Here is a 14,156-nt window from a genome sequence, read left to right on the forward strand (position 1 = left end):
GTTTTGATTTTCGGCTGTTGATTCATTAACGGCGGGCAGGGTGGATGGTTGAGGGCGCGCTTGCGATTCCGTCGCCGCGATCCTGCGGCGTACACACGGTGAACACCAGAAAGCCGCATCATTCGAACGGCGGGGCGATGTCGCCGCGAGGGAGTTTTCGACAGCACGCGCAGGTTCGCTTCGATCGATCGGATGCATGGGCTGCGGCAGGCCCGGCGGACTCGCGCGACACGAGCGCCCGCCCGCGGCCGGTAGCACTGGCGAGCGACGAATTCGGCCGGAACCCGATCACGTGAAGTAAACTACGCGGTTACGACGCACAGAGCCGCCAAAAGCGTCGCGTTCCGCGCGACGCTTTTGCATTTCTGCAGCCACTTTTGACGCTTCCAACCGCGAATCCGAGCTGCGCCCGCGCGCGGCGATAGAGCCAACGATGTCCCGAATTTCCTTGTTTCCGCGTCAGTCCCGTCTGTCGCGCGCCGTGCATGGCGCGCTGGCGATCCTGGCGCTCGGCGCGGCCGTATCGGCGTGGGCAGCCGGCACCGGCGAACTGCCGGCGTCCGCCGCCGGCGCCGCCGCCCCGCTTACCGTGACGGTCCAGCCGGGCCAGTCGCTGAACGACATCGCGAAAGCGGCCACGCAGTCGCACGATCCGGGCGTGCTCGCGCGCGCGGGCCGTGCGCTGTTCGACGCCAATCCGCAGGCCTTCATGAAGCGCGACGCGAGCCGCCTGAAAGTCGGCGCGACGCTGACCGTGCCCGCGCTCGATGCCACCGGCGCGGCGCTCGTGCCGGCCGGGGCGTCGGCTGTGTCCGCTGCATCCGGCACGGCGGCCGCTTCCATGCCCGCCGCCGCATCGGGCGGGGCGGCGAGCGCGCAGCATGGCGCATCCGCGCCGCATCCCGGCTCGGCAGTGCAGCCCGCGTCGATGGCGCCGGCCGTACATGCCGCTCCGGTGAACGGGGCGAGTGCGGCGGCGGGGGCATCGGCTTCGAGCGGGGCTTCGGCTTCAATCGGTGCTTCGGCTTCGACCGGCGCGTCGGCCGCATATGGCGCGTCGGCTGTCGACAGCATGCAGCCGGTGGCGCCCATGGCCGGGGCAAGCGGTCCGCATGTATGGAGCGGTGCGATCCAGTCGGCGCCGTCGTCGGCGAGCGAGGCCGCGGGGCCGTCGATGCCGGGCAGCCCGGTTTCCGGCGTGCACGAACCGGCCGGTGCGGCGCCCGCCGTGGGTGCGTCGCAGCCGCGGCCGTCGAGCCTGCAGCAATTGCTGGCATTAAAGAATCGCGTGCTGATGGAGTTGCAGAAGCACGGCTTCGGCAAACCGGCAACGACGACCGGCATTGCGCCTGCGCCCGCGCCCACCGCGCCGCGTCCGGCCGCGAATGACGCCGGTGCGTCGGCCGCTGCCTCGACGGCAGACGAAGCCGCGTCGGGTGTGGCCGCCAGTGCGCCGCAACCGGCATCGGCTTCGGTACAACCGGCCGCACCCGTCGCGACGCCTGCACGTCGTACCGAACAGATGGACTGGCGCCCGGCCGCCGTGGCCGGCGCCGCCGTGATCGTGCTCGCGGCCGGCTTCGCGTGGCGCAAGCGCCGGAAGAGTCGCCGCGCGGACGATGCGGGTACGGCTGCGACCGCGGCAGGCGGTGCCGCGGTTGTAGAAGCGGAAGCCCCGCCGTCCGTCGAACGCGAACTGCCGATCACACCCGAGATGCCGGTTGCACGCGATGCGGCGTCCGACATGAATCTCGCCGCGGCGACTGCCGCTGCGGCGGAGACGGTCGAGCCGCCCGCAGACACATCGTCCGCGCCCGAAATGACGGCGCCGCGCGACGCGTCGCCTGAATTGCCGCCTGCTCACGCCGCGGAGCCGCCTGCGAACGCGGCACCCCCGGCTCCGACCGAGGCTTCGCACGACGCGGAACCGGTCGAAAAAGCCGCTGCCGCCGACAAACCCGCCGAGCCCGCCACCGCATCCGCAGCCCCTTCGACGACCGAAGCGCAGCACGCGACGCTGATGCAGAACGCGATCAGCGCGCTCAACAGTCTCGACATGCCGTTGCCGCCGCGGACGGCAGACGAACCGTCGTCGACGGAAGAGGAACCGTCTGTACGGACAGCGCAGTCCGACGCCGATAAAATCGCAACTAACGGTCAACCCGCCGAGCACCCATCGATGGGTTCGGGTGAGACGACACCGGAACATCCGGCCGACCAGGACGACGAGTTCGACTGGGATCCGGATGCGGCGACGCCTGCCGGCCACGCGGGCAACCTGCCCACGACGTCGTCGCTGCCGCCGCTCGGCGGCGCGCAGTTCGGCGCGCTGAAGCTCGACTTCGATCTCGACCTGCCGTCCACGCCGGGCGCCGCGCTGCCCGCGCTCACCCCGGACGAGCTCGCGCGCATCGCCCGCAACAAGCTAGACCTCGCTGCCGAATACGTCGAACTGGGCGACCTGTCCGGCGCGCGGACGCTGCTGCAGGAAGTGGTCGACGCGAACGACGCCGCGACGCGCGACGACGCACGCGCGCTGCTCGCGAAACTGGCGGACGAGGCGTGATGCGGATCGCGCTGGGCATCCAGTACGACGGCGCGGCGTTCTGCGGCTGGCAGGCGCAGCCGCACGGCAAGACCGTGCAGGATCGGCTCGAACATGCGCTGGCCGAATTCGCGCGGGTGCCGCTGCACACGACGGTCGCGGGGCGGACCGACACCGGCGTGCACGGGCTCGGGCAAGTCGTGCATTTCGACACCGACCTCGAGCGCGAAGTGTTCTCGTGGGTGCGCGGCACCAACGCGTTCCTGCCGCCGACCGTCTCGGTGCAATGGGCGAAGCCGATGCCGGACACGTTCCACGCGCGTTTCTCGGCGTTCGAGCGCACCTACTACTACGCGCTGTACGTGCACCCCGTGCGCTCGCCGATGCTGGCCGGCCGCGCGGGCTGGATCCACACGCCGCTCGACGACGACGCGATGCGCGCCGCTGCCGCGCACCTGATCGGCGAGCACGATTTTTCGTCGTTCCGGTCGTCGGAATGCCAGTCGAAGACGCCGGTCAAACACCTGTATCAGATCGACGTGCGGCGCGCGGGGCATTTCATCCATTTCCGCTTCCGCGCGAACGCGTTCCTGCATCACATGGTGCGCAACCTGATGGGCTGCCTCGTCGCGGTCGGGCGCGGCCGCTACCCGGCCGACTGGCTCGCCGACGTGCTGGCCGGCCGCGACCGCAATCTCGCGGCGCCCACGTTCATGGCCGACGGGCTGTACCTCGCCCACGTCGGCTACCCGGCGGAATTCGCCGTCCCGCCCGCGCAGCTCGGCAGCGTGCCGTGGAGCAGCGTCTGGGCCGATCTGGACCCACTATCATGACGGATCACGAGGTGCCTTCTTCGAATTCCGCCGCGGCGGCCCTGCCGCCGCGCACACGCATCAAGCTGTGCGGGCTGTCGCGCCGCGAGGACGTGCTGCACGCGGCGGCGCTCGGCGCCGATGCGATCGGCCTCGTGTTCTACCCGAAGAGCCCGCGCGCGGTGACGATCGCGCAGGCGGCCGAGCTGGCGAGCCTGGCGCCGCCGTTCGTATCGGTGGTCGGGCTGTTCGTGAATGCGACCGAAGCCGAGATCGAGGCCGTCGTGCGCGACGTGCCGCTCACGGTGCTGCAGTTCCACGGCGACGAGACGCCCGAGCAGTGCGATGCCCTTGGCCGCGCGGCGCGCCTGCCGTGGTTGCGCGCGGTGCGCGTCGGCCCCTCGACGCAGCCGTCCGATTTGGTAGAATCGGCTCTTCATTATTCGAAAGCGCGCGGCCTCCTGTTCGACACCCTGGTGCCGGATTACGGCGGTAGCGGCAAGGTCTTCGATTGGTCTCTTATTCCCGCAGAGCTCGCGCGTCGGGCCGTTTTGAGTGGTGGCTTGAACGCGCAAAACGTCGGTGATGCGATCCGCCAGCTGCGTCCGTTTGCTGTCGATGTCTCGAGTGGCATCGAAGTGGAGGGCGCGAAGGGCGTGAAGGATCACGCCCGGATGGCGGCGTTCGTACGCGCGGTGCGCGAAGCGGACGCCGGGTGATGCAAGCCGGTGCGGCCCCCCAAGCGGGCGCACCGACCGATCGAGAGAGACACCATGTACAACCTTCCTGATGATCGCGGCCATTTCGGCCCGTATGGCGGCGTGTTCGTCGCCGAGACGCTGATTCACGCGCTGGACGAGCTGCGCGCCGCGTATGAAAAGTTCCAGAACGATCCCGACTTCGTCGCCGAATTCGAGCGCGAGCTGAAGTATTTCGTCGGCCGCCCGTCGCCGATTTATCACGCACAGCGCTGGAGCGAGATGCTCGGCGGCGCGCAGATCTACCTGAAGCGCGAAGACCTGAACCATACGGGCGCGCACAAGATCAACAACGTGATCGGCCAGGCGCTGCTCGCGAAGCGCATGGGCAAGAAGCGCGTGATCGCGGAAACCGGCGCCGGCCAGCACGGCGTCGCGACCGCGACGATCTGCGCGCGCTTCGGGATGGAGTGCGTGGTCTACATGGGCTCGGAGGACGTGCGCCGGCAGGCCGCGAACGTCTACCGGATGAAGTTGCTCGGCGCGACGGTCGTGCCGGTCGAATCGGGTTCGCGCACGCTGAAGGACGCGCTGAACGAGGCGATGCGCGACTGGGTCACGAACATCGAAAGCACGTTCTACATCATCGGCACGGTCGCGGGCCCGCACCCGTACCCGATGATGGTGCGCGACTTCCAGCGCGTGATCGGCGACGAGTGCAAGGTGCAGATGCCCGAGCTCGCAGGCCGGCAGCCGGACGCGGTGATCGCCTGCGTCGGCGGCGGGTCGAACGCGATGGGCATCTTCTATCCGTACATCGACGATCGTTCGGTGCAGCTGATCGGCGTCGAAGCGGCCGGCGACGGTCTCGACACGGGCCATCACGCGGCATCGCTGATCGCCGGCAGCCCGGGCGTGCTGCACGGCAACCGTACGTATCTGCTGCAGGACGACAACGGCCAGATCATCGAGACGCATTCGGTGTCGGCGGGCCTCGACTATCCGGGCGTCGGCCCCGAACACGCATGGCTGAAGGACAGCGGCCGCGCGCAGTACGTGCCGATCACCGACGAGGAAGCGCTGAAGGCATTCCACGACTGCTGCCGGATCGAGGGGATCATTCCCGCGCTCGAGTCGAGCCACGCGATCGCGTATGGCGTGAAGCTCGCGCCGACGTTGCCGAAGGACAAGCTCCTGCTCGTCAACCTGTCGGGCCGCGGCGACAAGGACATGCACACGGTCGCCGAGCGATCGGGCATCGAGCTCTGACCCCCACCGATGCGTGACCTGATCGAAGAGCCGGGCGGCGGCGCCGCGAGCGAGGCGGAGGCGGCTCAGCCCGCCGCTGCCGTGCCGCGCGTGCTGCCGCCCGGTATCGAACTGCACAACCGCGATTTCCTGACCGATGCCGCGCACCTGCCGGATGCGTCGATCGACCTGATCGTCGCCGATCCGCCGTACGGGCTCGGCAAGGACTACGGCAACGACTCGGACAAGCGTTCGGGCGACGATTTCCTCGCGTGGACGCGCGAGTGGCTCGAGCTCGCGATTCCGAAGCTGAAGCCGAGCGGGTCGATGTACATCTTCTGCACGTGGCAGTACGCGCCGGAAATCTTCAGTTTCCTGAAGACGCAGCTCACGATGGTCAACGAGATCATCTGGGACCGGCGCGTGCCGAGCATGGGCGGCACGACGCGCCGTTTCACGTCGGTGCACGACAACATCGGCTTTTTCGCGGTTTCCAGGGCGTATTACTTCGATCTCGATCCGGTCCGCATCCCGTACGACGCCGACACGAAGAAGGCCCGCTCGCGCAAGCTGTTCGAAGGCAGCAAGTGGCTGGAGATGGGCTACAACCCGAAGGACGTCTGGTCGGTCTCGCGCCTGCACCGGCAGCACGCGGAGCGCGTCGATCATCCGACCCAGAAGCCGCTGGAAATCATCGAGCGGATGGTGCTCGCGAGCTGCCCGCCGGGCGGCCGCGTGCTCGATCCGTTCATGGGCAGCGGCACGACCGCGGTGGCCTGCGCACGGCAGGGGCGCGACTTCGTCGGCTACGAGATCAACGAAAGTTATTGCGCGATCGCGCACGAGCGCGTGAACGCGCTCGCCGCACCGGCGTGCGCGTGAGTCGCGCCGCCGCGTTGCCGATCGCCTCAAGGAAAATTGCCATGTCCCGTATTCAGCAGACCTTCGCCGCGCTCGCCGAACAAGGCCGTAAGGGCCTGATCCCGTTCATCACGGCCGGCGATCCCGATCCCGCGAAAACCGTCGAATTCATGCACGCGCTCGCAGCAGGCGGCGCGGACGTGATCGAACTCGGCGTGCCGTTCTCGGACCCGATGGCCGACGGCCCCGTGATCCAGCGCTCGTCGGAACGCGCGCTCGCGCGCGGCGTCACGTTGAAGAGCGTGCTCGCCGACGTGAAGCGTTTTCGCGAAACCGACCCCAAAACACCCGTCGTGCTGATGGGCTATGCGAATCCGATCGAACGGATGGGCGTCGACGCGTTCGCGGCCGAAGCGCACGCGGCCGGCGTCGACGGCGTGCTGGTGGTCGACTATCCGCCTGAAGAGGCGGGGGTGTTCGCGGAAAAGATGCGCGCCGCGCAGATCGATCCGATCTTCCTGCTCGCGCCCACGTCGACCGACGAACGCATCGCCGACGTCGGCAAGATCGCGAGCGGCTACGTCTATTACGTGTCGCTCAAGGGTGTGACCGGCGCGGGAAATCTGGATGTTTCGAGCATTGCAGGTAAAATCCCGGCCATCAAGTCGCGCGTGCCGGTTCCGGTGGGTGTCGGCTTCGGTATCCGCGACGCCGAAACGGCGCGCGCGGTGGCCGAGGTGTCGGACGCCGTCGTGATCGGCAGCCGCCTCGTGCAGCTGCTCGAAAGCGCTGCGCCGGAAGGTGCCGCGGCCGCGCTGCAGGCCTTCATTGCCGAGCTGCGCGCCGCGCTGGACGGCGCGGGCAAGACGGCCGCCTAAACAACAGATGAAAGCGGGCCCGGGTGCATGTCGCCCGGCCCGCCACGGAACAGGAAACCATACGATGAGCTGGCTCGACAAACTGTTGCCGCCGAAGATCAAGCAGACCGACCCGAAAAGCCGCAAGGGCATTCCGGAAGGCCTGTGGGTCAAGTGCCCGTCCTGCGAGGCCGTTCTCTATCGCAACGACGTGGACGCGAACCTGCACGTGTGCCCGAAGTGCGATCACCACATGCGCATCGGCGCGCGCGAGCGTCTCGACGGGCTGCTCGATCCGGAAGGCCGCTACGAAATCGGCCAGGAAATCGTGCCGGTCGACTCGCTGAAGTTCAAGGACAGCCGCAAGTACCCCGATCGTCTGAAGGAAGCGATGGACGAAACCGGCGAGACCGACGCGATGGTCGTGATGGGCGGAGCGATCCACACGCTGCCGGTCGTGGCTGCCTGCTTCGAGTTTTCGTTCATGGGCGGCTCGATGGGTTCGGTCGTCGGCGAGCGCTTCGCGCGCGGTGCGCAGAACGCGCTGGAACAGCACGTGCCGTTCATCTGCTTCACCGCATCGGGCGGCGCACGGATGCAGGAAAGCCTGCTGTCGCTGATGCAGATGGCCAAGACCACCGCGATGCTGACCAAGCTGGCCGAAGCGAAGCTGCCGTTCATCTCGGTGCTGACCGACCCGACGATGGGCGGCGTGTCGGCGAGCTTCGCGTTCCTCGGCGACGTCGTGATCGCCGAGCCGAAGGCGCTGATCGGCTTCGCCGGCCCGCGCGTGATTGAGCAGACGGTCCGCGAGAAGCTGCCGGAAGGCTTCCAGCGCGCCGAATTCCTGCTGAAGACGGGCGCGATCGACATGATCATCGACCGCCGCAAGATGCGCGACGAGATCGCGCAATTGCTCGCGCTGCTGCAGCGACAGCCGGCCGACGCGCTGGCTTGACCGGCGCAAGGTTGTGAACTCCGCGCGTCGCCTGGCTTTAGCTAGGGCCTGTTCACGCTAATAACGGGCTTGCGCTGGCCCCCAGAAGGGCCGAGCGCGAGGATTGCGACGAAGCGAATACTCGACGTATTGGCGAGGAGCATGACGCGGCGATCGCCCCTTCTGGGGGCCAGCCCCACGAATGCATTTTTCTAAACAGGGGAACGTGCCTTTGCGCCCGCATGGCGGCGTCGTTCGTCGTTGCAATAGCAACGGCTATTGCGCCTCCTCACTCCTTGCCCTGCGGGCGCAAAGGCACGTTCGCAAGCCCGTTATTAGCGTGAACAGGCCCTAGGCGGCGCGCTTCGTTTTTTTGGGCGTAGTAGCCGTACCGATCCAGATTTGATCCGATGAGCACTTTTCCCACTCTCGACGCGTGGCTTTCGCATCTCGAACGCGCGCACCCGGTCGGCATCGACATGGGCCTGACCCGCATCGGGCAGGTCAAGGCGGCGCTGCAGCTTGAATTCGCGTGCCCCGTGATCACCGTCGGCGGCACGAACGGCAAGGGCTCGACCTGCGCCTTCCTCGAGACGATTCTCGTGCGCGCGGGCTACAAGGTCGGCTGCCACACGTCGCCGCACCTGCTCGAATTCAACGAGCGCGCACGCGTGAACGGGCAGAACGTGACCGACGACGAACTGCTGCCGCACTTCGAGGCCGTCGAAGCCGCGCGCACGTCGCTGGCCGAGCCCGTATCGCTCACGTATTTCGAATTCACGACGCTCGCGATCCTCCACCTGTTCGCGGCGCGCGGGCTTGACGCGGTGATTCTCGAAGTCGGCCTCGGCGGCCGGCTCGATGCGGTCAACATCATCGATACCGATTGCGCGATCGTCACGAGCATCGACATCGACCACACCGAATACCTCGGCGACACGCGCGAGAAGATCGCGTTCGAGAAGGCCGGGATCTTCCGCGCGGGCAAGCCGGCGATCTGCGGCGATCCGGCCGCGCCGCAGACGCTGATCGACCACGCCGAAGCGATCGGCGCCGATCTATGGCTCGTCGGCCGCGATTTCCGCTACGAGGCCCAGGCGGGCGCCGAGCGCCAGCAATGGAGCTACCTCGGCCGCGAGAAGCGCTATCCGGCACTCGCGTATCCGGCGCTGCGCGGCGCGAATCAGCTGATCAACGCGTCGGCCGCGCTCGCCGCGCTCGAAGCGCTACGCCCGCTGCTGCCGGTGTCCGCGCAGGACATCCGGCTCGGGCTGGCGAATGTCGAGCTGCCGGGGCGCTTCCAGGTGCTGCCCGGCAAGCCGGCGATCGTGCTCGACGTCGCGCACAATCCGCATGCGTCGGCCGTGCTCGAGCAGAACCTCGGCAACATGGGCTTCTTCCCGTACACGTACGCGGTGTTCGGCGCGATGCACGACAAGGACATCGACGGCGTGCTGCAGCACCTGAAGGGCGAGATCGACCACTGGTGCGTGACCGACCTGCCGCTGCCGCGCGCGGCTTCCGCGGAGCAGCTCGAAGCCGCGCTGCGCAAGGCCGGCGTGGAGGAGGGGCCCGATTCGAGCGTGACGCGTTACGCGTCGCCCGCGGAAGCGTTTCGCGATGCACTAAAAAGAGCATCCGAGAATGATAGAATCGTGGTTTTCGGCAGTTTCCATACGGTTGCCGGCGTGCTGGCCTACCGTAAATCGCAGCAACACTGACTGACGGGCAGTTTCGGATTCAGCCATTCATGGGAATTTTCTCGTTCGGCAAAAAAGACGACGACGCGCCTCCGCGGCGCGGCGGTCGCACCGGGGCCTCCCGGAACGTGCGCACGGAGCGCACTGAACGCGTCGAGCGACGCTCGCGCCGCACCGAGCGTCCGGAATCGGACGCACTGCTCCTCGATCCGACCCTTCCAGAAAAGCAACGCGCGCGCCGTCGCCTCGTCGGCGCGATCGCGCTCGTCGTGGCCGCGGTGATCGTGCTGCCGATGGTGCTCGATTCGCACCCGAAGCCGGTCACCGACGACATCGCGATCGACATCCCGAACCGGCCCGCCCACCAGGCGGTCGCGCCGCGCGACGACGATGTGTCCGACGTGCAGGCAGGCGTCGCGCACGACGAACCGCCGGCCTCCGACACGGCCGTTGCGGCCGCACCGGCGCCCGCGCCGAAGGATGCCGCCAAGCCGGCCGCGAAACCCGATACGACCGCCACGGCGAGCGTGACGCCGCCGAAGCCCGCGCCGAAGCCGGCTGCTCCCGCGGCAAAACCGGCCGCGCCGAAGCCTGCGCCCGCAACCGTCGCGAATGCCGACGCCGCCAGCCCGGACAGCGGCGACGCGTCGTCGCCGGCATCGCCGGCCGGTGCGCGCTTCGCGGTGCAGCTCGGTTCGTTCAAGGATGACGCGACGGCCCGTTCGTGGGCGACCAAGTTGAAATCGGCGGGTGTGCCCGCATATGTCGAGCATCGCAAGCAGGCAGACGGCAGCACGGCTACACTGTTGCGTGCCGGCCCGTTCGCGGATCGCTCGGCGGCCTCCGCCGCGATCGCGAAGGTGCGCGAAGCCGGTCTGACGCAGTAAGGCCACGATGCTGACGGCTTTCGACTACGCTGTATTGGCGGTGATCGTGTTGTCGGCGCTGCGCGGCGCGTGGCGCGGCTTCGTGTCCGAGATTTTCGGGCTGATCGGCTGGATCGCGGCGATCGTGATCGCGGGCCGCTATGTCGGGCTGGTCGTGCCGTACATCCCGGCGAACTGGCCGGGCGGCGCGCTGACGCAGTGGGTGATCGCCTTCGCGTTGCTCGTGATCGGCGTCGTGCTGGTCGCCGGCGTGGCGAATGCGCTGCTGTCGCGGATCGCGCAGGCGAGTGGCCTGGGCGGCGTCGACCGCTCGCTGGGCATGATGTTCGGGCTGGTGCGCGGCTGCGTGCTGGTGGTGCTGCTGGTCGCGGCGGCCGGGCTGACCGAACTGCCCAAACAGGATTTCTGGCGCAATGCGCTATTGCGTCCTTTTGCCGAACAGGGCGTGCACGAGCTGAAGCAGCTCCTGCCCGACGGCATGGCCCAGTACGTACGTACGCGTGTGACGACGCGGCCGGGCAGGACGGAACCGATTTTGTCATCTTGAAGGACATGCCATGTGCGGCATCGTAGGCGTTATCTCCCAATCCCCGGTCAATCAGCTGATCTATGACAGCCTGCTGCTGCTGCAGCATCGCGGTCAGGACGCGGCGGGCATTGCGACGGCGGACGGCAGCAATTTCCACATGTACAAGGCGAACGGCATGGTGCGCGACGTGTTCCGCACGCGCAACATGCGCAGTCTGCCCGGCACCTACGGCATCGGCCAGGTGCGCTACCCGACGGCCGGCTCGGCGTCGAGCGAGGCCGAGGCGCAGCCGTTCTACGTGAACGCACCGTTCGGGATCATCCTCGCGCACAACGGCAACCTGACGAACTGGCAGCAATTGAAGGACGAGATGTTCCGGATCGACCGCCGGCACATCAACACCAACTCCGACAGCGAAGTGCTGCTCAACGTGTTCGCGCACGAGCTGCAACTGTCGACCACGGGCCTCGAGCTCGATCCGGCGTCCGTGTTCAAGGCGGTTTCGGGCGTGCATCGCCGCCTGCAGGGTTCGTACGCGATCGTGTCGCTGATCGCCGGCTACGGCCTGCTCGCGTTCCGCGACCCGTTCGGCATCCGTCCGCTGTGCATCGGCAAGCTCGAGACCGAAAACGGCACCGAATGGATGGTCGCGTCGGAGTCGGTGGCGGTCGAAGGCATCGGTTTCGAATTCGTGCGTGACCTGGAGCCGGGCGAAGCGATCTTCATCGACAAGGCCGGCAACTTCCACAGCCAGCAGTGCGCGGAGAACCCGACGCTGAATCCGTGCATGTTCGAATACGTGTATCTCGCCCGTCCGGATTCGTGCCTCGACGGCGTGCCGGTCTACAACGTGCGCCTGCGCATGGGCGACTATCTCGCCGAGAAGATCAAGCGCGAACTGCCGAACGTGCCGATCGACGTCGTGATGCCGATTCCCGATTCGTCGCGCCCGGCCGCGATGCAGGTCGCCGCGAAGCTGGGCGTCGAGTATCGCGAAGGCTTCTTCAAGAACCGCTACGTCGGCCGGACGTTCATCATGCCGGGGCAGGCCGTGCGCAAGAAGTCGGTGCGCCAGAAGCTCAACGCGATGAGCATCGAGTTCAAGGACAAGCACGTGCTGATCGTCGACGATTCGATCGTGCGCGGCACGACCTCGCACGAAATCGTGCAGATGGCGCGCGATGCGGGCGCGAAGTCGGTGATCTTCGCGTCGGCGGCGCCGCCCGTGAAGTTCCCGAACGTGTACGGCATCGACATGCCGACGCGCGGCGAGCTCGTCGCGCACGGCCGCACCGACGAGGAAGTCGCGAAGATCATCGGCGCCGACCACCTGATCTACCAGGATGTAGACGATCTGCGCCGCGCGGTGCGCGACATCAACCCGAAGCTCGAGCACTTCGAGGCGTCGTGCTTCGACGGCAACTACATCACCGGCGCCGTGACGCCCGAGTATCTCGATGCGATCGAGCGCGCGCGCCTCACGCCGGCGTCGCAGGCCGATCGCGACACGGCCGGCGAAACCGAGCGTTCGCAGATGAACCTGCAACTGTCGGTGGAGTAACGCCGGCGCACGCTTTTATCGAGGCGTGATAGGATGTGGCCTTGCGTCGATTTGATATCAGCTTGCGGACGCGGGGCAACTTCCCAAAACAGCTAAAGCGAAGGCCGGCGGCAGCCGGCCCGAGTCGATCGCTGTCGTACCGCACCGAAGCCCGCTGATGCAGACGCATAGCGGGCTTTTTGTTTTTTGGCCTGGGTTTTGACCGGGTCCGCGCCTCATGCATGACCGTCGGCGCGGCCATCGAATACGGAAAACGGAACATGGACGACTCCCTCAACTTCGACACGCTTGCCGTGCGCGCGGGCACGCTGCGCAGCGACTTCAACGAGCATTCGGAAGCGCTGTTCCTCACGTCGAGCTTCTGCTTCTCGAGCGCGGCTGAAGCTGCCGAGCGCTTCGCGAATTCGGAAGACTATTTCACCTACTCGCGCTTCACGAATCCGACCGTCACCATGTTCCAGGAGCGTCTCGCCGCGCTCGAGGGCGGCGAGGCGTGCATCGCGACGGCGTCGGGCATGGCCGCGATCATGTCGGTCGTGATGTCCGCGCTGCAGGCGGGCGACCACCTCGTCAGCTCGCGCAGCCTGTTCGGCTCGACGCTCGGGATGTTCTCGCAGATCTTCAGCAAGTTCGGGATCACGACGACCTTCGTCGACCCGACCGACCTGAACGCCTGGCAGGAAGCCGTGCGGCCGGAAACGAAGATGTTCTTCCTCGAGACGCCGTCGAACCCGCTGACCGAGCTCGCCGACATCGAAGCGATCGGCAAGATCGCGAAGGCCGCGAACGCATTGTTCGTCGTCGACAACTGTTTCTGCAGCCCGGTGCTGCAGCAGCCGCTGAAGCTCGGCGCGGACGTCGTGATGCACTCGGCGACGAAATTCCTCGACGGGCAGGGCCGCGTGCTCGGCGGCGCGCTGGTCGGCTCGAAGGAATTCATCATGGGCAAGGTGTTCCCGTTCGTGCGCAGCGCGGGCCCGACGTTGTCGGCCTTCAACGCGTGGGTGCTGCTGAAGGGAATGGAGACGCTGTCGCTGCGCGTCGAGAAGCAATCGGCCAACGCGCTGGAGATCGCGCGCTGGCTCGACTCGCATCCGGCGGTGGCGCGCGTGTTCTATCCCGGGCTCGAATCGCATCCGCAGCATGAACTCGCTAAGCGCCAGCAGAAGGCGGGCGGCGCGATCGTGTCGTTCGAGCTGAAGGGCGACACGCCCGAGCAGCAGCGCGCGAACGCATGGCGCGTGATCGACGGCACCCAACTGGTGTCGATCACCGGCAACCTGGGCGACACGCGCACGACGATCACGCATCCGGCGACCACGACGCACGGCCGCATCACGCCGGAAGCGCGCGCGGCGGCGGGGATCACCGAGGGGCTGATCCGCCTCGCGGTCGGCCTCGAGCACGCAGCCGACATTCGCAACGATCTGGCGCGCGGTCTGGGCGGCTGATCGATACAGCCGATGTTTGCTCGGCATCAATGAAACGGGCCGCTCGAGAGAGCGGCCCGTCGTCGTTTTG

At 67.4% G+C, this 14,156-nt stretch carries 12 protein-coding genes; all 12 read left to right on the plus strand.

What is annotated here, in order from left to right; all coding sequences use genetic code 11:
- Window positions 1–433 precede the first annotated feature (433 nt).
- The 12 genes from CFB46_RS23770 (at window position 434) to CFB46_RS23825 (ending at window position 14,086) form a co-directional block, all read left to right on the plus strand.
- The gene (locus CFB46_RS23770; protein WP_089501478.1) at window positions 434–2,566 is read left to right on the plus strand and encodes a FimV/HubP family polar landmark protein; all 2,133 of its coding nucleotides are present in this window, start codon (window positions 434–436) and stop codon (window positions 2,564–2,566) included.
- On the plus strand, window positions 2,566–3,378 hold the full coding sequence (gene truA, locus CFB46_RS23775; protein WP_059837484.1) for a tRNA pseudouridine(38-40) synthase TruA: 813 nt from the start codon (window positions 2,566–2,568) through the stop codon (window positions 3,376–3,378). Before CFB46_RS23770 ends, truA begins: the two co-directional genes overlap by 1 nt.
- Entirely contained in the window at window positions 3,375–4,076 is a 702-nt protein-coding gene (locus CFB46_RS23780) for a phosphoribosylanthranilate isomerase (protein WP_089501480.1), read from the plus strand. Before truA ends, CFB46_RS23780 begins: the two co-directional genes overlap by 4 nt.
- 54 nt (window positions 4,077–4,130) lie before the next feature.
- Window positions 4,131–5,324: a tryptophan synthase subunit beta gene (trpB, locus tag CFB46_RS23785; RefSeq protein ID WP_027782627.1), complete on the plus strand. Its 1,194-nt coding sequence runs from the start codon at window positions 4,131–4,133 to the stop codon at window positions 5,322–5,324.
- Window positions 5,325–5,333: 9 nt separating this feature from the next.
- Window positions 5,334–6,185 carry a DNA-methyltransferase gene (locus CFB46_RS23790; RefSeq protein ID WP_089501481.1) on the plus strand — a complete coding sequence of 284 codons (852 nt, stop codon included), beginning with the start codon at window positions 5,334–5,336 and terminating at the stop codon, window positions 6,183–6,185.
- 41 nt (window positions 6,186–6,226) lie between these two features.
- Entirely contained in the window at window positions 6,227–7,042 is an 816-nt protein-coding gene (gene trpA / locus CFB46_RS23795) for a tryptophan synthase subunit alpha (RefSeq protein ID WP_027782629.1), read from the plus strand.
- A gap of 64 nt (window positions 7,043–7,106) precedes the next feature.
- Window positions 7,107–7,979 (plus strand): acetyl-CoA carboxylase, carboxyltransferase subunit beta, encoded by an 873-nt coding sequence (gene accD, locus CFB46_RS23800; RefSeq protein WP_027782630.1) that lies wholly within the window; start codon window positions 7,107–7,109, stop codon window positions 7,977–7,979.
- A gap of 389 nt (window positions 7,980–8,368) precedes the next feature.
- Window positions 8,369–9,679 (plus strand): bifunctional tetrahydrofolate synthase/dihydrofolate synthase, encoded by a 1,311-nt coding sequence (folC, locus tag CFB46_RS23805; RefSeq protein WP_089501482.1) that lies wholly within the window; start codon window positions 8,369–8,371, stop codon window positions 9,677–9,679.
- A gap of 29 nt (window positions 9,680–9,708) precedes the next feature.
- Entirely contained in the window at window positions 9,709–10,545 is an 837-nt protein-coding gene (locus CFB46_RS23810; protein ID WP_027782632.1) for an SPOR domain-containing protein, read from the plus strand.
- 7 nt (window positions 10,546–10,552) lie between these two features.
- Window positions 10,553–11,092, plus strand: coding sequence for a CvpA family protein (locus tag CFB46_RS23815; protein ID WP_089501483.1), 540 nt, complete (start codon window positions 10,553–10,555; stop codon window positions 11,090–11,092).
- Window positions 11,093–11,102: 10 nt separating this feature from the next.
- Entirely contained in the window at window positions 11,103–12,635 is a 1,533-nt protein-coding gene (gene purF / locus CFB46_RS23820; protein WP_089501484.1) for an amidophosphoribosyltransferase, read from the plus strand.
- 260 nt (window positions 12,636–12,895) lie between these two features.
- Window positions 12,896–14,086 carry an O-succinylhomoserine sulfhydrylase gene (locus CFB46_RS23825; RefSeq protein ID WP_089502321.1) on the plus strand — a complete coding sequence of 397 codons (1,191 nt, stop codon included), beginning with the start codon at window positions 12,896–12,898 and terminating at the stop codon, window positions 14,084–14,086.
- Window positions 14,087–14,156: the final 70 nt, after the last annotated feature.

It is taken from the genome of Burkholderia sp. HI2761 (genome assembly GCF_002223355.1).
Lineage (GTDB): Bacteria > Pseudomonadota > Gammaproteobacteria > Burkholderiales > Burkholderiaceae > Burkholderia.

Coding starts and splice junctions, on each gene's coding strand:
- CFB46_RS23770 (WP_089501478.1), top strand. CDS start 434: ATGTCCCGAATTTCCTTGTTTCCGCGTCAGTCCCGTCTGTCGCGCGCC.
- truA (WP_059837484.1), top strand. CDS start 2,566: ATGCGGATCGCGCTGGGCATCCAGTACGACGGCGCGGCGTTCTGCGGC.
- CFB46_RS23780 (WP_089501480.1), top strand. CDS start 3,375: ATGACGGATCACGAGGTGCCTTCTTCGAATTCCGCCGCGGCGGCCCTG.
- trpB (WP_027782627.1), top strand. CDS start 4,131: ATGTACAACCTTCCTGATGATCGCGGCCATTTCGGCCCGTATGGCGGC.
- CFB46_RS23790 (WP_089501481.1), top strand. CDS start 5,334: ATGCGTGACCTGATCGAAGAGCCGGGCGGCGGCGCCGCGAGCGAGGCG.
- trpA (WP_027782629.1), top strand. CDS start 6,227: ATGTCCCGTATTCAGCAGACCTTCGCCGCGCTCGCCGAACAAGGCCGT.
- accD (WP_027782630.1), top strand. CDS start 7,107: ATGAGCTGGCTCGACAAACTGTTGCCGCCGAAGATCAAGCAGACCGAC.
- folC (WP_089501482.1), top strand. CDS start 8,369: ATGAGCACTTTTCCCACTCTCGACGCGTGGCTTTCGCATCTCGAACGC.
- CFB46_RS23810 (WP_027782632.1), top strand. CDS start 9,709: ATGGGAATTTTCTCGTTCGGCAAAAAAGACGACGACGCGCCTCCGCGG.
- CFB46_RS23815 (WP_089501483.1), top strand. CDS start 10,553: ATGCTGACGGCTTTCGACTACGCTGTATTGGCGGTGATCGTGTTGTCG.
- purF (WP_089501484.1), top strand. CDS start 11,103: ATGTGCGGCATCGTAGGCGTTATCTCCCAATCCCCGGTCAATCAGCTG.
- CFB46_RS23825 (WP_089502321.1), top strand. CDS start 12,896: ATGGACGACTCCCTCAACTTCGACACGCTTGCCGTGCGCGCGGGCACG.